The 20,354-nt window shown below is 72.6% G+C and carries 23 protein-coding genes; 14 read left to right on the top strand and 9 right to left on the bottom strand.

Annotated elements, in window-relative coordinates:
* On the bottom strand, positions 1-356 hold a 356-nt coding region (locus GUY60_RS02165; protein WP_312866154.1), incomplete at its 3' end, for an ArsR/SmtB family transcription factor.
* Between the two features lie 208 nt (positions 357-564).
* Between GUY60_RS02165 and GUY60_RS02170 the strand changes: the two genes are divergently transcribed.
* Positions 565-1,647 carry an NADH:flavin oxidoreductase/NADH oxidase gene (locus GUY60_RS02170; protein ID WP_161693128.1) on the top strand — a complete coding sequence of 361 codons (1,083 nt, stop codon included), beginning with the start codon at positions 565-567 and terminating at the stop codon, positions 1,645-1,647.
* A 177-nt stretch (positions 1,648-1,824) separates the two neighbouring features.
* On the top strand, positions 1,825-2,253 hold the full coding sequence (locus tag GUY60_RS02175; protein ID WP_161693130.1) for a nuclear transport factor 2 family protein: 429 nt from the start codon (positions 1,825-1,827) through the stop codon (positions 2,251-2,253).
* A gap of 62 nt (positions 2,254-2,315) precedes the next feature.
* On the opposite strand, the gene aroQ is transcribed toward GUY60_RS02175, so the two are convergent.
* Positions 2,316-2,774 carry a type II 3-dehydroquinate dehydratase gene (gene aroQ, locus GUY60_RS02180; protein WP_161693132.1) on the bottom strand — a complete coding sequence of 153 codons (459 nt, stop codon included), beginning with the start codon at positions 2,772-2,774 and terminating at the stop codon, positions 2,316-2,318.
* Positions 2,775-2,853: 79 nt separating this feature from the next.
* Here aroQ and mmuM point away from each other — a divergent pair, with 79 nt between their 5' ends.
* From mmuM to GUY60_RS02205, 5 genes are all read left to right on the top strand, one after another.
* Complete coding sequence (gene mmuM / locus GUY60_RS02185) at positions 2,854-3,792, top strand: homocysteine S-methyltransferase (protein WP_161693134.1); 939 nt, start codon at positions 2,854-2,856, stop codon at positions 3,790-3,792.
* 110 nt (positions 3,793-3,902) lie between these two features.
* The gene (locus tag GUY60_RS02190) at positions 3,903-5,057 is read left to right on the top strand and encodes a WD40/YVTN/BNR-like repeat-containing protein (RefSeq protein WP_161693136.1); all 1,155 of its coding nucleotides are present in this window, start codon (positions 3,903-3,905) and stop codon (positions 5,055-5,057) included.
* A gap of 111 nt (positions 5,058-5,168) precedes the next feature.
* Positions 5,169-5,846, top strand: coding sequence for a uracil-DNA glycosylase (locus tag GUY60_RS02195; protein WP_161693138.1), 678 nt, complete (start codon positions 5,169-5,171; stop codon positions 5,844-5,846).
* Positions 5,843-6,853 (top strand): N-acetylglucosamine kinase, encoded by a 1,011-nt coding sequence (locus GUY60_RS02200; RefSeq protein WP_161693140.1) that lies wholly within the window; start codon positions 5,843-5,845, stop codon positions 6,851-6,853. Before GUY60_RS02195 ends, GUY60_RS02200 begins: the two co-directional genes overlap by 4 nt.
* Positions 6,854-6,999: 146 nt before the next feature.
* Positions 7,000-7,923, top strand: a complete 924-nt coding sequence (locus tag GUY60_RS02205) for a sirohydrochlorin chelatase (RefSeq protein ID WP_161693142.1) — start codon at positions 7,000-7,002, stop codon at positions 7,921-7,923.
* 87 nt (positions 7,924-8,010) lie between these two features.
* On the opposite strand, the gene GUY60_RS02210 is transcribed toward GUY60_RS02205, so the two are convergent.
* On the bottom strand, positions 8,011-9,045 hold the full coding sequence (locus GUY60_RS02210) for a lactonase family protein (RefSeq protein WP_161693144.1): 1,035 nt from the start codon (positions 9,043-9,045) through the stop codon (positions 8,011-8,013).
* A 139-nt stretch (positions 9,046-9,184) separates the two neighbouring features.
* Positions 9,185-10,666 carry an FUSC family protein gene (locus GUY60_RS02215; RefSeq protein WP_187369914.1) on the bottom strand — a complete coding sequence of 494 codons (1,482 nt, stop codon included), beginning with the start codon at positions 10,664-10,666 and terminating at the stop codon, positions 9,185-9,187.
* A 339-nt stretch (positions 10,667-11,005) separates the two neighbouring features.
* Here GUY60_RS02215 and GUY60_RS02220 point away from each other — a divergent pair, with 339 nt between their 5' ends.
* Positions 11,006-11,536, top strand: a complete 531-nt coding sequence (locus tag GUY60_RS02220) for a GNAT family N-acetyltransferase (protein ID WP_161693148.1) — start codon at positions 11,006-11,008, stop codon at positions 11,534-11,536.
* A 60-nt stretch (positions 11,537-11,596) separates the two neighbouring features.
* Here GUY60_RS02220 and GUY60_RS02225 read toward each other — a convergent pair whose 3' ends face one another.
* The 3 genes from GUY60_RS02225 to GUY60_RS02235 all read right to left on the bottom strand — a co-directional run bounded on the left by GUY60_RS02225 (position 11,597) and on the right by GUY60_RS02235 (position 13,834).
* Entirely contained in the window at positions 11,597-12,235 is a 639-nt protein-coding gene (locus tag GUY60_RS02225) for a CBS domain-containing protein (RefSeq protein WP_161693150.1), read from the bottom strand.
* Positions 12,236-12,271: 36 nt separating this feature from the next.
* Entirely contained in the window at positions 12,272-12,733 is a 462-nt protein-coding gene (locus GUY60_RS02230) for a cyclic nucleotide-binding domain-containing protein (RefSeq protein WP_161693152.1), read from the bottom strand.
* Between the two features lie 213 nt (positions 12,734-12,946).
* Positions 12,947-13,834 (bottom strand): universal stress protein, encoded by an 888-nt coding sequence (locus GUY60_RS02235; protein ID WP_161693154.1) that lies wholly within the window; start codon positions 13,832-13,834, stop codon positions 12,947-12,949.
* A gap of 362 nt (positions 13,835-14,196) precedes the next feature.
* On the opposite strand from GUY60_RS02235, the gene GUY60_RS02240 reads away from it, so the two are divergent.
* The 5 genes from GUY60_RS02240 (at position 14,197) to GUY60_RS02260 (ending at position 17,436) form a co-directional block, all read left to right on the top strand.
* Positions 14,197-15,090, top strand: coding sequence for a universal stress protein (locus tag GUY60_RS02240; protein WP_187369912.1), 894 nt, complete (start codon positions 14,197-14,199; stop codon positions 15,088-15,090).
* A 23-nt stretch (positions 15,091-15,113) separates the two neighbouring features.
* Positions 15,114-15,392 carry a dsRBD fold-containing protein gene (locus GUY60_RS02245; RefSeq protein WP_161693156.1) on the top strand — a complete coding sequence of 93 codons (279 nt, stop codon included), beginning with the start codon at positions 15,114-15,116 and terminating at the stop codon, positions 15,390-15,392.
* A 37-nt stretch (positions 15,393-15,429) separates the two neighbouring features.
* The gene (locus tag GUY60_RS02250) at positions 15,430-16,083 is read left to right on the top strand and encodes a CBS domain-containing protein (protein WP_161693158.1); all 654 of its coding nucleotides are present in this window, start codon (positions 15,430-15,432) and stop codon (positions 16,081-16,083) included.
* Between the two features lie 85 nt (positions 16,084-16,168).
* Positions 16,169-16,771 (top strand): CBS domain-containing protein, encoded by a 603-nt coding sequence (locus tag GUY60_RS02255; protein WP_161693160.1) that lies wholly within the window; start codon positions 16,169-16,171, stop codon positions 16,769-16,771.
* Between the two features lie 5 nt (positions 16,772-16,776).
* Entirely contained in the window at positions 16,777-17,436 is a 660-nt protein-coding gene (locus tag GUY60_RS02260) for a DUF4389 domain-containing protein (protein ID WP_161693162.1), read from the top strand.
* Positions 17,437-17,560: 124 nt separating this feature from the next.
* On the opposite strand, the gene GUY60_RS02265 is transcribed toward GUY60_RS02260, so the two are convergent.
* Together GUY60_RS02265 and GUY60_RS02270 are read right to left on the bottom strand one after the other, a co-directional pair.
* The gene (locus GUY60_RS02265; RefSeq protein WP_161693164.1) at positions 17,561-18,148 is read right to left on the bottom strand and encodes an Rv1733c family protein; all 588 of its coding nucleotides are present in this window, start codon (positions 18,146-18,148) and stop codon (positions 17,561-17,563) included.
* Between the two features lie 85 nt (positions 18,149-18,233).
* The gene (locus GUY60_RS02270) at positions 18,234-19,118 is read right to left on the bottom strand and encodes a universal stress protein (protein ID WP_161693166.1); all 885 of its coding nucleotides are present in this window, start codon (positions 19,116-19,118) and stop codon (positions 18,234-18,236) included.
* 274 nt (positions 19,119-19,392) lie between these two features.
* On the opposite strand from GUY60_RS02270, the gene GUY60_RS02275 reads away from it, so the two are divergent.
* Positions 19,393-20,256, top strand: coding sequence for a universal stress protein (locus GUY60_RS02275; RefSeq protein ID WP_161693168.1), 864 nt, complete (start codon positions 19,393-19,395; stop codon positions 20,254-20,256).
* The last annotated feature ends 98 nt before the right edge of the window (positions 20,257-20,354 follow it).

Here is a 20,354-nt window from a genome sequence, read left to right on the forward strand (position 1 = left end):
GTGCCGAGCCGGTCGGCCTGCCGCGTGGCCGCCTCCAGGACGTGGTCGAGCAGGCCGGGGAAGAGCGTGCCCAGGTCGTCGCTGCGCAGCCCGCTCATCTTGGCGGTGCCCCGGTAGCACTGCCGGATCACCCCGCTCTCGCGCAGCACCCGGAAGTGGTGCGTGGTGGTCGACTTGGTCACCGGAAGCTCGAAGCTCGAACAGGCCAACTCGTCCTGCTGCTCGGCAAGTTCGCACACGATCCGGAGCCGCATCGGGTCGGAGAGCGCGTGCAGCACGCCCTCCAGACGGATCTCGTCGAGCGCGGGGTGATCCAGGGTCCGGCTGCTGCCCGCACTCTTCGTCTCGGTGGTCACGGCGGCTCTCCTCGGTCGGCCCGGCGGTTGCCCCGGACTGTTTCTGGCTCTGACGGTTTCCGGCCCGGACGGTTCTGGCTCAGACGGTTCCGGAAATCCATTGTACGAGAACCCTCGTAGTTTGACAGGTCTCGTACTACGGTGGGTATCGTACTAAGCGAACGGCCCGCCACCGCGGCGCCGTGCCAGCCCACGAATGGAGTCCGCTGTGAGTGCACTGTTCGAGCCGTACACCCTCCGGTCGGTGACGATCCCCAACCGCGTGTGGATGGCCCCCATGTGCCAGTACTCGGCGGAGGCCTTCGGACCGAACGCCGGCATCGCCAACGACTGGCACTTCGCGCACTACGCGGCCCGCGCCACCGGCGGCACCGGACTCGTCCTCGTCGAGGCCACCGCGGTCACCCCCGAGGGCCGGATCAGCCCCTACGACCTGGGCCTCTGGAACGACGACCAGGCCGCCGCGCTCAGCCGGATCGCCGCGTTCCTCAAGGCCCACGGCACCGTGCCCGGCATCCAGCTCGGGCACGCCGGACGCAAGGCCTCCACCGACCGGCCCTGGAAGGACCGCGGCGCCCCGGTCGGCCCCGACGAGCACGGCTGGCAGCCGGTCGGCCCCAGCCCGGTGGCCCTGCGCGAGGACCACCCGGTCCCCACCGAGCTGACGACCGACCAGATCGACGCGCTCGTGGGCAAGTTCGCGGACGCCGCCCGCCGCGCGCTCACCGCGGGCTTCGAGGTCGTCGAGGTGCACGGCGCGCACGGCTACCTCATCGGCGAGTTCCTCTCCCCGCACTCCAACAAGCGCACCGACCGCTACGGCGGCTCCTTCGAGAACCGCACCCGCTTCGCCCTCGAGGTCGTCGACGCCATCAGGGCGGTGTGGCCCGAGGACAAGCCGCTGTTCTTCCGCGTCTCCGCCACCGACTGGCTGGACGAGGGCGGCTGGACCGCCGACGAGACCGTGCGCTTCGCCCGGCTGCTCAAGGAGCACGGCGTCGACCTGCTCGACGTCTCCACCGGCGGCAACGCGACCGGCGTCACCATCCCCACAGGACCCGGCTACCAGGTGCCGTTCGCCGCCCGCGTCAAGAACGAGACGGACCTGCCGGTCGCCGCCGTCGGCCTGATCACCGAGGCACGGCAGGCGGAGAAGATCCTCGACAACGGCGAGGCGGACGCGATCCTCCTCGGCCGCGAGCTGCTGCGCACCCCGTCGTGGGCCCTGGACGCCGCCCGCGCGCTCGACGCGGACATCCGTGTTCCGTCCCCGTACGCCTGGGCGATCTGACGAGCCGTACACACAGTTCCGCATGTCACCCTCCGAACAAGGGAGTTGACGCCGCTCGCAGCCGGCCCCGTCACGGGCCGGTTTCGGGCGGCGTCACGCGCTCGGCGCCCACACGGCACTCCCACGGGTCCTCGCGCACCCTCCCGCGGGGCCCGACGGACCCGTACGATCTGCGCAATGGACGACATCTTCCCCGCTGAGGCGCTGATCGGTGCGGAACGACGGCTCGCCGCCGCCGTGGTCGCCGTCGACACGCACGCCCTCGACCGGCTGCTGCACCCCCAATTCGTCTCCATCCGCCCCGACGGCCGCAGTCTCGACCGGAGCGAGGAAATAGACGAACTGGTCGCCGGACGCCTCGTGGTGGACCGGCTCGTCCCGGAGGAGACCCTCGCCACCGTCAACGGCCGCGCGGGCATCACCCGACGCACCCTCACCGCCGAGGGCACCGACCACGGCCGCCCCTTCCACGCGCGCGTGCTCTGCACCCGTACATGGGTCCAAGTGCCCGACGGCTGGCTGGCGTTGCTCTCCCGGGTGGGCCCGGCGCCCACCGAGACCTCGCTCGGACCGAAGTGCGGAGTCCGCCTCACCGTGGGCGGTTGACGCAGGGCGCGCCCGGTGCTCATCCCGAGCACCGGGCGCGCGTCACGTCGCGTACGACGGCGTCAGGACGCCGCCTTCGCCAACCGGTCAAGGCCCTCGACGGCCAGCCGGTACCCGTCCGTCCCGAAGCCCACCACGATGCCCGCGGCGGCGGGCGACAGGTACGAGTGGTGGCGGAAGGACTCGCGGTTGTGCACGTTGGAGATGTGCACCTCGATCGCGCGCAGCCCCACGCCCTTGATCGCGTCGTGCATCGCCACCGAGGTGTGCGTGTACGCACCGGCGTTGATCACGGCCCCGATCAGCCGCCCCTCGGCCTGCGCACGGCCCGCCTCGTGGATCCAGTCGATCAACTCGCCCTCGTGGTTGGACTGCCGGCAGTCCGCGGTCAGGCCGAGCCCCCGCGCGGTCTCCTGGCAGAGAGCTTCCACGTCCTTGAGCGTCTGCGCCCCGTAGATGCCCGGCTCACGGGTGCCGAGCAGGTTGAGATTGGGGCCGTTGAGGATCAGTACCGTTGACATGGCCCCAGCGTACGACCGGTGCGGGGGCGGTACGGCGGCGGGCGGTACGGCACGCGCGCGCGGCGCGTAGCGTCGACATATGAACCGAGGCACCCCTTCACCCGCCGCCGCCCCACTGCCCGAGGCCGTGGCCGCGGGGCCCGTCGTCCTGGACGGCGGGATGTCCAACCAGCTGGAGTCCGCCGGCCACGACCTCAGTGACGCGCTCTGGTCCGCACGGCTGCTCGCGGACCGGCCGCAGGCCGTCACCGACGCCCATCTCTCGTACTTCCGCGCGGGCGCGAGCGTCGCGATCACGGCGAGCTACCAGGCGACGTACGAGGGTTTCGCGCGGCACGGCCTCGACCCCGCACGCACGAGCGAACTGCTGCGCCTGAGTGTGGAGTTGGGGCGCGAGGCGGTACGGGGCGCGCGAGCGGCGGGCGTGCGCCGTCCGCTGTGGGTGGCCGCCTCCGCCGGTCCGTACGGGGCGATGCTGGCGGACGGTTCGGAGTACCGCGGCCGGTACGGCCTGAGCGTCGACGCGCTTGAACGCTTCCACCGGCCCCGCCTGGAGACGCTGGCCTCGGCGGGGCCCGACGTACTGGCCCTGGAGACCGTGCCGGACGCGGACGAGGCACGGGCCCTGGTGCGGGCGGTGCGCGGTCTCGGGGTGCCCGCGTGGCTGTCGTACAGCGTGAGCGGGCGGCGGACGCGGGCGGGGCAACCCCTTGAGGAGGCGTTCGCGGTGGCCGCGGAGTGCGACGAGGTGTTCGCCGTGGGCGTCAACTGCTGCACCCCGCAGGACGCCGACGCCGCGGTGGAGATCGCCGCCCGGGTCACCGGGAAGCCCGTCGTCGTCTACCCGAACAGCGGCGAGCAGTGGGACGCCACGGCCCGTGACTGGAGGGGCTCCGCGACGTTCTCGGCGCTACGCGTACGCGCATGGGTGGCGGCGGGCGCCCGCCTTGTGGGCGGGTGCTGCCGGGTCGGGCCCGAGGAGATCGCGGGCGTCGCGCGGGTGCTCGACGGAGAGTGACCGGGCGGGCGGCCGGGGCGGGTGCTCGGCGGCGTGCGCACGGGGCGCGCGCGGTGTGCTGGGGCTCGTCGGAAAGGTGCAGGTCCGGGCGGGTTTCGGGGCCGTTGTCAGTGGCCGGGTGCAGACTGAGGCTTGTCGTGGACAACGAGGTCAACCGACAGTCACCGGAGGTGGTCGGCATGCCGACCGACGTTCTTCTCGCCGTAGGCACCCGCAAGGGGCTCTTTCTCGGTCGCAGGCGCGGCGTCGCCTGGGAGTTCGACGGGCCGCACTTCAACGCGCAGGCCGTGTACTCGGTCGCGATCGACATGAGAGGCGACACCCCTCGGCTGCTCGCGGGCGGGGACAGCGCGCACTGGGGCCCGTCCGTCTTCCACTCGGACGACCTGGGCGCGACCTGGGTCGAACCGGCCAAGGCGGCCGTCAAGTTTCCCAAGGACACGGGCGCTTCGCTGGAGCGGGTCTGGCAGCTGCACCCCTCGGCGGCCGAGCCGGACGTGGTGTACGCGGGCACGGAACCCGCCGCGCTGTACCGCTCGGAGGACCGCGGCGAGAGTTTCGAGCTCGTGCGGCCCCTCTGGGAGCACCCGACCCGCTCCAAGTGGGTGCCGGGCGGCGGCGGGGAGGGCCTGCACACCATCCTCACCGACCCCCGTGACCCGGACGCGGTGACGGTCGCCGTGTCCACGGCCGGGGTGTTTCGTACAAAGGACGGCGGTGCGAGCTGGGCACCCTCCAACTCCGGGGTGTCCGCGGTGTTCCTGCCGGATCCCGACCCTGAGTTCGGGCAGTGCGTGCACAAGGTCGCCCGGGACGCGGCCACTCCGGACCGGCTCTATCTGCAGAACCACTGGGGGGTGTACCGAAGCGACGACGGCGGCGCCCACTGGACCGACATCGGCGGCTCGTTGCCGTCCGACTTCGGTTTCGCCGTGGCCGCCCACCCGCACCGCGGCGACACCGCGTATGTCTTCCCGATCAACGCCGACGCGGACCGCGTCCCCGCCGACCGCCGCTGCCGGGTCTTCCGTACTCAGGACGCGGGCAGCACCTGGGAGCCGCTCTCGCGTGGCCTCCCGGAGACCGATCACTACGGCACGGTGCTGCGGGACGCGCTGTGCACGGACGACGCGGACCCGGCGGGCGTGTACTTCGGCAATCGCAACGGCGAGGTGTACGCGAGCGCGGACGACGGCGACAGCTGGCAACTCCTCACCTCGCACCTGCCGGACGTGCTGTGCGTGCGGGCGGCGGTGATCAGTTGAGGCGTGCCGGGCCACGACCTGGCAGGCCTGCCAGGTCAATGTCTGCCGGGTCAGGGCGGGATCGAGCCATCGGGTGATCAACGGGTGCTTACCACCAGTAGGGTGACGCCCGTGGCTGCACGACCGTTGAACGAAATCGTCGAACCAGGGTGGGCCCGCGCTCTCGCGCCGGTGGCCGACCGCGTCGCCGCGATGGGCGACTTCCTCCGCGCGGAGATCGCCGCGGGCCGCACCTACCTCCCGGCGGGGGCGAACGTGCTGCGCGCGTTCCAACAGCCCTTCGACGAGGTGAAGGTGCTGATCGTGGGGCAGGACCCGTACCCCACACCGGGGCACGCGGTCGGGCTGAGCTTCTCGGTGGCGCCGGAGGTGCGGCCGATACCGGGCAGCCTCATCAACATCTACCGCGAGCTGGGCACCGACCTGGGTGTGCCGCCGCCGAGCAACGGCGACCTGACGCCCTGGACCGGGCAGGGGGTGCTGCTGCTCAACAGGGCGCTCACCACGGCGCCCCGGCGGCCCGCCGCGCACCGCGGCAAGGGCTGGGAAGAGGTCACCGAACAGGCCATCCGTGCCCTTGCCGCGCGGGGTCGTCCGCTGGTGTCCGTGCTGTGGGGCCGCGACGCCCGCAATCTGCGGCCGCTGCTCGGGGACCTTCCGGCGGTCGAGTCGGCGCACCCCTCGCCCATGTCGGCGGACCGCGGCTTCTTCGGCTCGCGGCCCTTCAGCCGGGTCAACGACCTGCTGACCCGGCAGGGTGCACAGGCGGTGGACTGGCGGCTGCCGTGACCTCGCCGTCCTGGGTGCTCGGCGTCGACTCCGGCGGCTCCGGACTGCGTACGGCCCTGGCACCGGCACGCGCCGAGGGAGCCGTCGATGAGGAGCCCGGTGGCGGACTCGCGAGTCTCGACTCGCGCGAGCCCGTGCGGACCGGTGACGACGGGATCGACGCCGGGCACCTGATGGCGCAACTCGCGCCGATGGTCCGGGAGTTGCTCGACCGCGTCGGCGGTGACCGGATCGCCGCCGTGGCCGTGGGCGCCGCGGGCATGGCGACCCTGGGCGACGACCTGCGCCGCCGCCTGCCCGGCGCGTTCGACGAGGCCTTCGGGGTACGGCACCTCGCACTGGCCGCGGACGGTGTGACGGCGTACGCGGGGGCGCTCGGCCAGCGCCCCGGCGCGGTGGTCGCGGCCGGTACCGGAATGATCGCGCTCGGCACCGATCTGCGGACCTGGCGCCGGGCCGACGGCTGGGGGCATCTGCTCGGCGACTGCGGCGGCGGCGCCTGGATCGGGCGGGCCGGTCTGGAGGCCGCGATGCGTGCGCACGACGGCCGCCGCGGCGGCTCGGCCGCGCTCCTGGCCCGTGCCGAGGCCTTCTTCGACGGGCCGGTGACGGAACTGCCGGGCAAGCTCTACCCACGCGCCGACCGGCCCGCGGTACTCGCCTCGTTCGCCCCCGAGGTCGCCGGACTCGCGCCGCACGACCCGGTCGCGGCGGGCATCCTGCGGGACGCCGCGCGGCACATCGCGGAGGCCGCGGCCGCGGTCTGCCCGAGCGGCGCGGAGTGTGAAGTCGGCCTCACCGGCGGCCTGTTCCGGATGGGCGACCCGCTGCTCGCGCCGCTGGCGGAGGAACTCGCCGTACTCCTGCCGTCCGCGCGGGCCGTGGCGGCGGGTGACCCGCTCGACGGGGCTGTGGCGCTCGCGCGGGCGCTCGCGAGCGGTGGCTTGCGGCTGCCGTCCGACGGGCGCCTGCTCCACCTGCCTCCCGAGCCGGCCGCGCGCCCCTGACCAGGCACGGGATCGCCCCGCTTCGAACATTGAAGCGATCTCGACCGTCCAGAATTCGGTAACCGAACGGATAAAAGCGGACGGATACCACTCAGGTGGCACCTGCCCGAACAGGGCGATGCGGGAAACCAGTAGCATGCGGCGCCATGAGCTCCCCCACTGGGCCCGACAACGGCCTGCCCGTACGAATGCCGCGTCCTCGACAGCCTGGTCGGCACCGCCGTCCGGAACCCGCGGTGGCTCCCGAGGGAGCGCCCGCGCTGGTTCTGGCCGTGCCCGGGGCCCCGTCCGCCGCGACGCGCAGCCTCGCCGAAGAGGTCGTGAGCATCGCCCGCTCCGAACTGCCCGGCCTGGACGCGCGGATCGGCTACCTGGACGGCGACGACCGCGAGTACCCCTCGATCCAGGCCGTGCTCGTGCACGCCGCCGAGCAGCGCGCCGCCCGCCACCAGCAGGCGCTCGCCGCCGGCCAGGACGTGGCCGCGCCGCAGGGCCCCGTGGCGGTCGTGGTGCCGCTACTCGCCGGCCCTGACAACGCTCTGATGCGCCACGTGCGCCAGGCCGTCATGGACAGCCGCGTGGCCGCCGAGCTGACCGATGTCCTCGGCCCGCACCCGCTGCTCGCCGAGGCGCTGCACGTCCGCCTGTCGGAGGCGGGTCTCGCCCGCGCCGACCGCGCCCGCCTGTTCACGGTCGCGACGGCCGCCGACGGGATCATCCTCACGACGATAGGCGGCGAGGAGGCCGTGCAGGCGGCCGGGATCACCGGCATGCTGCTCGCCGCGCGCCTCGCCGTGCCGGTGATGGCCGCCGCGCTCGACCAGGAAGGCGCGGTCACGGCCACGGCCGAGCAGCTGCGGTCCTCCGGTTCCGCGCAACTGGCGCTCGTACCGCACCTGATCGGCCCCGAGGTGCCCGAGGGTGTCCTCGACGCGGCCGCGAAGGACGCGGGCTGCGCGTACGCCGAGGCGCTCGGCGCGTACCCCGCGATCGGCAAGCTGGCGCTGTCGCAGTACATGGCCGCGCTCGGGATCACCCCGCCGCAGGCGCAGGGCGCACAGTCGCACTGAGCGGCGCGCGCCGCTCCCCCGTACCCCGTTCGCACGTGCGGGGCGGGACGGGGCGGCGCGGGGCGAGGCGAGGCGAGGCGAGGCGGCTCAGCCGAACACCACGCAGGAGGCCGCGAGGGCGTCGACGCTGCCGCCGCGCCTCGGGATGCCGGTGTCGGGGTCGATGTCGAACCAGGTCACGTCGCCGGAGCGTTCGTTCGCCGCGTACAGGAAGCGGCCCGACGGGTGCAGGGCCAGGTCGCGCGGCCAGTGCCCGCCGCAGTCGACGGTGGTGACCAGGCGCACCCCCGGTCCTCCGTCCGCCTCGGGGGTCACGGCGAGGACGGAGATCACGTCCTGGCCGCGGGTGGCGGTCCACACGAAGCGTCCGTCGGGCGCGACGACGACCTCGGACGGGTAGGCGTCGCCGGACGGTTCGGCGGGCAGTACGGGGACCTCGGCGCCCGGTGTGAGCACGCCCTCGACGGGGTCCCAGTGGCAGACGGTCAGGGTCGGGGCGAGTTCGTTCAGTACGTACACGGTGTCGCCGTCGGGGTGGAAGGCCAGGTGCCGGGGCCCGCTGCCGGGGCGCAGGGCCACCTCGCGGCGCACGTCCAACGTGCCGTCGAGGAGGGCGCAGACGGCGACGGTGTCGGTGCCCAGGTCGACGGTCAGGATCCAGCCGCCGCCCGGTGCGGCAAGCACCTGGTGGGCGTGCGGGCCGTCCTGCCGGTCCGGGTCGGGGCCCGCGCCCCGGTGCTGGAGCACGTGCCCGGCGCGGGGTGCGGCGTCGGCGCCGAGGGGCAGGCAGGAGACGCTGCCGGAGCCGTAGTTGGCGGTCAGGACCTGGCCCGCGACCAGGGCCAGGTGCGTGGGGCCCGAGCCGTGCACGGGGGCGGACGGGGCGAGGAGTTCCGGAACGTCGCCGCGTACGGAGAGAGCGGCGACCGCGCCATCGTCGGTCTCGCTGACCGCGTAGAGGATCTCCCCGCCCGGAGCGAGCGCGAGGTACGAGGGGTCCGTGACGGCGTCAGTGGCGCCCAGCGGGGTCAGCGCGCCGGTCCGTGGATCGAGCGCGGCGGCACGGATGCCGTGGCCTCCGGCGGACGTGAAGGAACCGATGTACGCCCGAGCGCTGGCCACGTGAGAACCCCTTTTTCGGCGGCGGGTGCCTGTCGGCCCGACCGTAGCAGTCGGTCTAGACCAGAAAAGGGGGTTCGGCACACCCGGCCACCGAGGCCGGGTGTGGCTCACGCGCCGCCGGTAAATACGCGTCGGTGGCTCACGCGCCGCCGGTGGGTACCCGTTCCGCTCCGGCCAGGGGCGCGGCGAGGGGTACGGCCATCGCCACGAGGGCCCGCTCCAGACCGTGCAGGTGGGCGAGCGCCGGGTGCGCGGCGGCGTGGCCCGCGGCGGGCTCCGGCTGCCGGGCCGGGCGGCCGCCGCGCGGCGAGGTGAGCGCCTCGACCGCGGCCTCCACCCGCCAGCAGGCGGCGGCGAGCCGCGCATCGTGCGAAGCCTCGGGATCGGCCGCGACGGACGCGAGCCCGCGCACCTCACGCGCGCACTCGTCGAGCAGCGCGAGCACCTGTCGGGCCCTGCCCTTGCGGGCCCGCATCGGGCTGAAGGGGTGCACCAGCGGAGCGAGCGACAGTCGCACCCGCCCCAGAATCGCCTCGAGCTCGGCCACGCGCGGGGCCGGGTCGGCATCCGGGCTGCCGGCGAGCCGCGCGGCGGTCTCGGCCGTGCAGGCGCGCACACAGTGCAGCGCCCGCTCCACCCACGCGTCGGTCACCTTGTGCGTGGTCACCGGCAGCACGAACAGCACGGCAAGGACGGCTCCGAGCGCGCCGACCGCCGTCTCGCTCACCCGCAGGGCGAGCAGTCCGGTGTCGAGCACACCGAGCAGTCCGTACAGCATGCTCGCCATCACCGTCACGGCGAGCATCATCCACGTGTACGAGACGGCGGCGGTGTAGAAGATCGCGAACACGCTCATCGCGATGACCACGGCGGCGATCACTGGCTCGTGATGCAGCGGGACGGCGATGGCCAGGCCGAGCAGCACGCCAAGCACCGTTCCCAGGAACCGCCTGAAACCGCGCACCACGGTCTCGCCGCGCGAGGTCGTGTTGACGAACACCCACCAGGCGGCGCCGACCGCCCAGTACCAGCGCTGATCGGAGAGCACCTGCCCGGCGGCGAGTGCGAAGCCGGCTCCCGCGACTGCCTGTACGGCCTGCCGCGTCGTCATCCGATCGAGCCCGTTGCCCCCTGTGGGGGCGGTGACCACGGCTGGTCCCGGCATCCCGCGCTCGTAGCACCACACCCCGAACCGCACCGCGGACGATGCCAGCAGAGACAGCAGCATGGCCCCGTACAGCTCGGGCAGCTGGCCGGGCACGGCGTGCAGGAACTGGGCCACGAAGAGGGTCATGAAGGCGAAGACGCCGAGCGAGTGGCCGCGCGGCCCCCAACGGCGCGCGTACACCCCCGCTCCCACGACGGCGAGGAACACCGCGTCCAGGGCGAGGGGCGCGTCATGCAGCACGGCTCCGAGCGCGAGCACCGGCAGCCCGACAGCCGGCATCAGCGCGGTGGTCAGCGCCTGCCCACGGACTGTCGCATCCGTCACCGTGAACAGGGCGAGCAGCGCCGTCAGTCCCCCGGTGATGACAGCCACCAGTGAATACCCGGCCGCCCCGCACAACGCCACGGCGAGCCCGATGCCCAGCACGGCCCGGCTCGCGAACCGCAGCCGCATCCGGCCCGGATCCGGCGCCACGAACACCCTCTTCAGCAAGTTGCTCCGCTCGCTCCGCGCACCAGGTGCGCGATCACATGAGTTCCGACATGAGAAAGGCGCCGCGGAGATCCCTGAGGATCCGCAGCGCCATCGACTCGAACATTTCAGCATGAGGGTGACCGATGGTTCAACAGCCTCCATTTCCACTGGGCCAACGGACCAGCTCAGTCGCACCTCACTCAGCCACGGCAGGGCCAACGGACCACCTCACGCGGACACCGGCCCGGGGTGTGCCGATGTGCGGTGCGCGGGGATATTCGCTGGTCGCAGCCGGCCGACGGTGTTCATACTTCCGCAATGGATCCGGTGACTCTTGAGACCGACCGTCTGGTGCTTCGGGCCTTCACACCTGCCGACGTGGATGCGGTGTACGAGGCCTGCCAGGACGAGGACATTCAGTTCTATACGCCGGTGCCGGTGCCGTACCGGCGTGCGGACGCGGAGAAGCGCGTCGGCGAGGAACTGCCCGCGGGCTGGGCCACGGACAAGAACCACACCCTCGGCGCCTTCCGCAGGGACAGTGGCGCCCTGGTCGGCTCGTACTGCCTGTTCGTCATCAGTCCGGGCGTCTACGAACTCGGTTACTGGGCGGTCAAGGAGCAGCGCGGACGCGGGTACTCGGTGGAGGCCGCTCGGGCCCTGTGCGACTGGGGCTGGGCCACCCTCGACATGCACCGCATCGAGTGGTGGGCCATGGCCGGGAACACCGGCTCGCGTGCCGTCGCCGAGAAACTCGGCTTCACCGTCGAAGGCACACTTCGCCGTCGCGGCATCGCCAACGACGGCAAGCCGCACGACTGGTGGGTGGGCGGGCTGCTGAGGCCCTGACGCTCGGACCGCTCCCCCCCCCGGAGTCACCTCGTTTTCACCTCGATGCGCTCTGCGTTTTCACCTCGATGCGCTCTGCGCGACAAGATCCAGTCGTACGTCGACCAAGCCCTCGACCGTCCGCAGCACCCTCGCGATCAGCGGAATGAGGGCGCGGTCGCGGAGTGGGCCTCGGAGAGTGGCGATGCCGTCCTGAACCGTGACGTCGAGGGGGCCGGGAAGCGGTAGCTCGTCGATGACCCGATGGACCTCTTCCTCGATCTCCTCGTCGGAGCGCAAGAACACCTTCAGCAGATCGCCGCGGCTCACCACTCCTTCGAGCATTCCCACCGCATTCACGACCGGCAGTTGCCTGACCGCTTTACGCGCCATGACGCGCGCGGCCTCGGAAAGGGTGGCGTGCGCCCGCACGGTGACGGCGGGGCTCGACATGAGGTCCTCGACGAGGACGGCGGCCGCCTCGACGGCTTCATGGTCCCGCTCGGACAGGCGTGGATCTTCCCGCCGGAACTCCTCGCCGGGGAGCAGGTCGGCTTCCGAGACCAGTCCCACCACGCGGCCCTCCCCCTCCAGTACGGGCAGCGCGCCGACTTTCCACTGCCGCATCAGCTCGACGGCCTCCTTGTACGAGGCTCCACGGCCGACAGCCACCACGGTGTGGGACATCACGTCACTGACGGTGTACCAGTGCGTGAGCATGTGTGACTCCGGGGCGGCGGGTTCGCTCGGCATCGGCTACATCACGCTTCCGCTGTCGTGCGGGGCGTACAGGTCGAGCAGCCGGACGCGCGTCGACTGCAGGCGGTGGGCGAGGATCTGGCCGACCCAGTGGTCGATGGCGAAGCCGAAGGCCAGGTCGGCGTCCATGAGCATGCGTATGTTGCGGGCGTCGAACTCGTAGGTGCGCAGCGGGGTGGTGGCCGTCGCGTGGAGGTGCCACCGGTACGGCTCGTACAGCCACGACCAGCCGACCAGGTCGCCGGGGCCCAGGTTCTCGATGACGGCGGGCCTGCGGCCGGGGTCGCGGTACTCCAGGGAGACCGCGCCGGACCGCACGATCCAGAAGGTGTCCGCGCGGCCGCCCTCGCTGAACAGTCGGGTCTCCTCCGGGTAGTTGACTTCCTGAGCGTGTTCGAGGAGCTGCTTGCGGTAGGCGACGGGGAGGGTGGTGATCGAGGTGGGGATGGCTGAGCGCATGAGAGTCTCCGTTCCTCTTCCTCTTTCAGTCTGCGACGGCGACCGGGGTGCGGCGAGAGGCCGGGCGGCCCACCCGGGCGCCGAGCGGGTCGTCCGGGGGCCGAGCGGCTCATGGCCGGTGCGGCGGTGCGCCTGTGCGACGGTGCGCCTGTGCTGCGGTGTGCCGGATCAGGGGTGGCTCCTCAACTCGGCTGGTACTGGAGGGAGTTGGGCTCAGCTTCCGCCGTGCCGGGCGGTTTCGTCGGCCGACGAGGGCACTGTGATCACCGGGCAGCCGGCTCGGTGCAGCAGGCCGTGCGGAACGGAGCCGAGCCGCATGCCGGTGAACCCTTCACGGCCGCGGCGGCCGACGACGACGGCGAGGGCGTCCTTGGCGGCATCGGCCAGTACGTCGACGGGGTGGCCCCGCCGCAGCTCACGGCTGAGCGGCACGTCAGGGTGGGCGGCGGCCGGTCCGGCGGTCGCGGCGGCCAACTGACCACGGAGGTCCACGACCGCCGCGCGCTCGTCCAGGAATCCGAGCAAGGGCCGCTGCCACGCCCACACGGCGCGCACCTCCGCGCCCCGCGAAGCCGCAGCCGTCAGCGCATGGTCCAGGGCGAGCCCGGCCGCCGCGCTGCCGTCCATGCCGACCACGAGGTACGAGGGCTCCTCCACCCCGTACTCCCCCTCCGGCACCACGGCCACAGGGCAGGCGGCGTGCGCGCTCACCGGCACCGTCGTCGAGTACGCGCTGAGCATTTCCGCGAGGCGGCCGAGCCGACGCGAGCCGAGGACGACGAGGCCCGCCTGCGTGGACCGGCTCACCAGGGCCTGGGCGGGAACGGCCTCCGTGATGAACGTCGCCACGTCGAGGCCCGGTCGGCGTTCACGGACCCGGACCACGGCCTTGTCGAGCAGCTCGTCGCCCAGCTGCCGCAGCTCCTTGTGGTGCGCGGTCTCCACGACGCCGTGCACGTGATGGGCCGCGGGGAGCACCGCGTGGACCAGGTGCAGCGGCACCTGGCGGCGGGCGGCCTCGTCGGTCGCCCAGGCCAGAGCGGCGTCCTGTGGCGCACTGTCGACGCCGAAGACGACCGGCTGGTTTCCGATGGGCGTCATGGTTCCTCCACCCCCCGTCCGGAGCGGCGCCGGCCAACTGCCACGGTCGGCTCTCGTTACTGTCCGCACATGCGGTCGGCTCTTGTCCGCACATTACGTACGGAGGGCTGTGCCGCGGCAGGACCGAGTGGTCCCCATCGTGGCGAGCCGTTCGTCCACGGTGCGCGGAGCGCTGGGACGTTCGGTCCCATATTCCTCCCTGTTCGGCTCCTGTGCTCGGGCTCCCGCTGCTGTGGACTGGACGGGTGGCCACCCGACGCCGAGGCGGCAGAGGGCTTCGCGCCGAGAGCTTCGCGCTGAGGGCTTCGCCACGGCCGCCCCACAACCGCGGCGGCGGCACATCGCCCGAGGAGGTCCGCGCCATGAATCGCCATCTGGCCGCAGGAGTGGACGGTTCACCCGAGAGCCTCGCAGCCGCCGCCTGGGCCGCCGATGAAGCCGTACTGCGCCACCTGCCGCTGCATCTCGTCTACGCGGAGGACTGGCCGCCGATCGGCCGGGAGACGAGCGCGCCCTATCGGGTGGGCGACTTCGAGAGGCAGCAGCGGTGGTCCGAGCAGATGCTCAGCGGGGCCGCGGCCACCGTGCGCGAGCGGCATCCCAGCCTTGCGGTCAGCACCCGGTCCGTCGCGGCACGGGCTCGCGCCACACTGGCCGCGGAGGCGAGCGGGGCCGAGCTGCTTGCCATCGGGTCACGGGGGCTCGGTCGCGTCGCGGGGTTCCTGCTCGGCTCGGTCGGACTGGCGACGATCGGTTCCGCCGAGCGGCCGGTCGTGCTCGTACGCGCCCCCCGGCCGCAGGGCGGGACGCCGTCGCAGAACCGTACGAGCCTCTACCGCGACGTGGTCGTGGGCGTGGACGTCGGCCGGGCCTCCGACGCGCTCCTGGAGTTCGCCTTCGACGTGGCCGCGCACCGCGGCTGCCCGCTCCGCGTCGTACACATCTGGCCGCTGTCGCCGGTGCCCGACACCGACCCGTCGCACGGTGCCGACGGGCGGCCGGTGGTGGCGGAGGTCGAGCACGCGCTCAACGGTCTGCTGGAGCCCTGGCGGCAGAAATACCCGTCGGTGGACGCCGTCGGGCAGGCCCTCGTGGGCTCTCCCGGGGAGCAACTGGCCCACTGCGCCGCCGACGCCGATCTGGTGGTCGTCGGGCGACGCGTGCGGAGCTCCCCGCTGGGGCCGCATATCGGCGCCATCACCCACGCGGTGATCCACCACTCCCCGGTACCGGTGGCAGTGGTCGCTCACGAGTAGAGAGTCAGAGAAGAGAGACGATCATGAAACACACTGCGGAATGGGGCGTCCGGCTCTACATGTCCGAGGAGAACGGGACGACGAAGACCCACGCCGTCCTCAACACCGGCACCAGCACGCTCGACGGCCACGGCACGGCCCAGTGCAACCCCGCGGACAGCGACGTGCCGGAGATCGGCGACGAGTTGTCCGCGAGCCGCGCCCTGCAGGACCTCGGCCGCCGTCTGATGGCCACCGCGTACGACGACATGGAGGCCGTGGGGTCGGCAGGGGCGGACTCCACCCGGCGCGACCGCCGGTGAAGGCATCTACAGAGCGAGGAGAGACGAGGAGAGAACCATGGCCCCGCAACCCTTCACCGTCGCCGACGTGATGACCAAGAAGGTCGTCGCCGTACGGGCAGGCGCCGAGTTCAAGGAGATCGTCGCCACGATGGAGCGGTGGGCGGTGAGCGCCGTTCCGGTGGTCGGGGGAGAGGGCCGCGTGGTCGGCGTCGTCTCCGAGGCGGACCTGCTGCTCAAGGAGGAGTTCCACGACCACCGGCTCGGCCTCGTCGAGCAGATGCGTCACCTCGAAGCGACCACGAAGGCCGGCTCGCGCACCGCCGGAGACCTGATGACCTCGCCCGCGGTCGCCGTCCGGCCCGAGGCGTCCCTGCCACAGGCCGCCCGCCTCATGGCCGCCCACCACGTCAAACGCCTCCCGGTCGTGGACGAGCGCGGCACGGTCCAGGGAATCGTCAGCAGAGTCGACCTTCTCAAGGTGTTCCTCCGCAGCGACGAGGACCTCGCCACCGAGATACGGCACGGCATCGTCGACCGCTGGTTCCCGCTCTCCCGGAACCGGGTCGACGTCCGCGTCACGGACGGCGTCGTGACCCTGTCCGGCGATGTCCGCGACGGCTCACTCATCCCCCTCGCCGCCCGCCTGGCCCAGGCCGTCGAGGGCGTGGTGGACGTACGGTCCGAGCTCTCGGCGCGAGCCCGGACGTAGCCGTGTCCCGGCCCTCCCGTGGTCGAAGGAGCCGGACGAGCCTGAGAACCGGGGCCGGTCCAGCGCACGAGAGAGGTGACCGGCGATGAGACACCGCAGCGTCGCGGACCTGATGACGCCCATGGCGGTCAGCGTCGCGCCCGAGACGACGTTCAAGGAGATCGCGCGGCTTCTGGACGAGTACGACATCACCGCGGTGCCCGTCGTGGACGAGGCCTACCGGCCGCTGGGCGTCGTCTCCGAGGCCGATCTGGTACGCCGCCGACTCCACGGGGCCGGGGCGGACACGGCGGCCGCGCTGATGTCGAGCCCGGCCGTGGTCGCCCACCCGCAGTGGAGTGTGGTGCGGGCGGCCCGTGTGATGGACCGGGAGAAGGTCAAGCGCCTGCCCGTCGTCGACGGAACGGGCGTCCTCATCGGCGTGCTCAGCCGCAGCGACCTGGTCCAGCTGTTTCTCCGCCGCGACCGGGCGATCCAGGAGGAGATCGTCGAGGACGTGATCACCCGCACGCTGCGGCTGAGCCCCTCGGCCCTCACTGTGGAGGTGATGGACGGCCGGGTCACGCTCAGCGGCACGGTGCGGGACCCCGACGTCGTGCCGGTGCTGCTGCGGCTCTGCGACAGCGTCGACGGCGTCGTGACGGTCGTCGACCGGACCCGGCGCGAGGACGTCCCGACAGGAAAGTGACGATCATGGATATGCAGCGCGCGCCCCGCTCCCCGGTGGCGCTGACCGCAGAACTCGACGAACCGCTGTCCCGCTGGCTGTGGCTGGTCAAGTGGCTCCTGGTGATCCCGCACTGGATCGTGCTGTTCTTCCTGTGGATCGCCTTCCTCCTCACCACGGTGATCGCGTTCTTCGCCATCCTGTTCACCGAGCGCTACCCACAGGCCCTCTTCGACTTCAACCTCGGCGTGCTCCGCTGGTCCTGGCGCGTCTCGTACTACTCGTACAGCGCACTCGGCACCGACCGGTACCCGCCCTTCAGCCTGGGCGCCGAGCCCGGCTATCCCGCGCGGCTCGACATCGCCCGGCCTGAACGGCTCTCCCGCGGGCTCGTCCTGGTCAAGTGGTGGCTGCTCGCCATCCCCCACTACCTGATCCTCGCGTTCTTCGCGGGCGGCATGCGCGCCGGGCTGTGGAGCATCGGCCTGATCTCGCTGCTCTCCCTGTTCGCCGGGGTCGCGGTGCTGTTCACCGGCCGGTATCCGCGTGACCTGTTCGTGCTGATCGTCGGCCTGAACCGGTGGGTCTTCCGGGTCGTCGTGTACGCGTTCCTGATGACGGACGTCTACCCGCCCTTCCGGCTCGACCAGGGCGGCGCGGAGTCTGTGCCGGGCGAGGGGCGTTGACGGCGCCGGTACGCCGTTCGGCGTCCGTGCGGCGGGACGGCGGTTCCGCGCCGGTCGGCAACTCCCGTACGGCGACGGCGAGTTCGCGACGGTCCCGGTGCCGGGCGCATGGCCTGCGGGGTGCTCACCCATCACCGCTTCCGGAACCGCTGTCCCGCCGGAGCCTGCCGGACCAGATCGGCTCCACCTGCTCCCACTCGTGCGCCCACGCCGCGAGGCGTCGGCCTTCGGTGCGCCGGCGGGCGAGGTGCAGGGCGCCTGCACCCGAGGCGACGACCGCGCCTGCCGCCGTGATGCCGCCCGCGAAACTCACGAGGACCAACTCGCCGGTGTTACCCGGCGGTCGGGCAGGCGTGCCGTCGTCGTTCACCCAGACGGTCACCGTGCGTCCCTTCGGTGTCCGCGGCGGGACGTCGACCGTGCCGGAGCGGCGGTTGTTGTCGGGGTACTCCCACACCGCCGCCGCGACGGACTCGCTCCGGGCGCCCCGCCAGGCCTCGACAGCGGTGTTGGACGCGTTCGCGGTCGTGGTCGCATCCACCCGGTGGAGGTGCCCGGCGCGCTCGCGGTCCGCCCGGCCCCCGGCGTCCCAGAGGAGCCCCGCGGCGACGACACCGCACACCACCGCGACCGTCAGGAGGAACCGCACCACACCGCGACCGAGAGGTCCAGCCCAGGACCCGGTCCGGCCCGACGGCTCGTGATCGCTCATGTCGTACCTCCGGTGCGTGGCGGCGTCCACCTGGCGCCGCAGAGCCCTTCAGGCGAACGGGCCGCGAGGCCGGGCGTCCGCGCGGTCACGGCGCGGCCGAGACGATCTGCACCGGGCAGTGCGCGTGGTGGAGCAGGGCGTGGGCGACCCTGCCGAGGGACGGGCCGACGCCGAGCAGGCGGCGCCCTCGGCCCATCACGATCAGGTCGGTGTGGCCGCTCGCCTCGATCAGGATTCCCGGAGTGCTGCTGCCCGCCTCGACGTGGTGCGTGACGTTCAGGTGCGGGTAGCGCTCAACGACGCCTGCGGCGAGGTCCTTCACCTCATCGGTGCGGAGCCGCACGAGCGCATCGAGGTCGTCGAGCATCGTCACGACGCTGCCGACGTAGGTGCGGACGTTCCACACGCTGACGAGCCGCAGGGTCGCCTTACGCGCATCGGCCTCCGCCGCGGCGACGAGCAGCCATTCCAGGTCCCCGGCCTCGTGCACGGCCGCGGTCACCACACCGGTGTCGGGGCGCTCGCTCTCCCCGCGTACGACGATCACGGGTACCTGCGTACGGGCCGCGACGCCCAGGCCGACCGAGCCGAGCAGGAGTGCGGGGAAGCCCCCGAGCCCTCTGCCGCCGACCACGATCGTCCCGGTGTCGCCTGCCTCCGTACGGAGGGCGCCGACCGGTATGTCACCGCTCAGTCCCGCGGCGACGGCGAGATCCGGGAAGCGTTCCCGGACGGCGCTCGCCGTCTCGGTGAGCAGGTCCCGGCCCGCGTCGCGGAGCAGCTCGATCGTGTCGGCGTCGGTCCAGGTGGCTCGGCGGACCGAGTCGGCGGCGTGCACGAGGTGCAGGGAGCGGCCTCGGAGGTCGGCCTCGGCTGCTGCCCAGAGCGCGGCCGTTCGGGCGGACGCGGAGCCGTCCACGCCTGCGACGATGTCGCCGAGTTCCGGACGCACGGGGATCTCGCTGTCCATGGCTCCTCCTCCGGTCCCCGTCCCGCGGGCTCCGTACGTGTCCCGTACGTGTCCCGTGTGCCGTACCTGTGCCGTACGTGTCCCGTACCGGTGCCGCACCTGTGCCAGGGACGCCACTTCTCACGCTGGCACCTCGGAGCGCACCCGAGGATGGGCCGATCGGTCCCGATCGCGACCCTGCCCGGCCCCTCCTGGCCAGGGCCTGCGCGAAGGAGTCTGAAACCCGGGGCCCTTGAGTGTCCGGACGCACCCGGCACCACTGAGGAGGCAGGCCATGACAGCCCAGGTCACCGTCGGGATCGACGGCTCGGAGGAAAGCCTCGCCGCGTCCCGTTGGGCGGCGCGGGAGGCGGCGCTGCGCGAGGTTCCGCTGCGCCTTGTACATGTCGAGGGGTGGCCGACCACACCGCAGGCCGCGGCCCCGGACGGCCGCACCGAGTCGGACCGCTCCGCGGCCCTGCTGCACGACACGGCCGAGCAGGCGCGCAAGGAGCACCCCGGCCTGGAGGTGTTCACCGGCCAGGCACTCGGCAGGCCCGGGGAGGAACTGACGGCCATGGCGGACGAGTCCGACCTCACGGTGCTCGGTTCGCGCGGCCTGGGCGGAGTTCGGGGCTTCCTTCTTGGCTCGGTCTCCCTCCAGGTCGCGGGCTCGGCGCGGCAGCCGGTCGTCCTGGTGCGCGCGGACAGTAAGCCCAGGGACAAGCACCGCGGCGAGATCCTCGTGGGCATCGACCTGGACCGCTCATGCGACGCCCTGCTCGCTTTCGCCTTCGCCGAGGCCGCCCGCGGCGGCGGTCAGTCGCTGCGCTTCCTGACCTGCTGGACCCTGCCGCCCTCCTACGGCCAGGCCGCTCTGATCGATCCGGAGCTTGTCCAGGACATGGGCGAGCCGCACGTCAAGGGCATGCGCGACCTCCTCGAACCGTGGCGGAGCCGCTACCCGGAGGTCGACGCGCAGGCCGAGGCACGGCTCGGCAGCCCCGGCTCTCAACTGGTCGAGGCGTCCGACACGGCGGCATTCGTCGTCGTGGGGCGCCGCACCCGTCCCTCCCCCCTCGGCCCGCACCTCGGCCACGCGGCTCACGCCGTCATCCATCACAGCCCTGTGCCGGTCGCCGTGGTGCCGTGCCGCTGAAGCGAACCGGGCCGACAGTTCGCCGACAGCGACAGTTCGGGGTCAGGAGCATGAAACGTACGGGGAGCACGCACGGGGAGCACGTACGTGGAGCACGA

The sequence above is a fragment of the Streptomyces boluensis genome (assembly GCF_009908195.1).
Classification (GTDB): Bacteria; Actinomycetota; Actinomycetes; order Streptomycetales; family Streptomycetaceae; genus Streptomyces; species Streptomyces boluensis.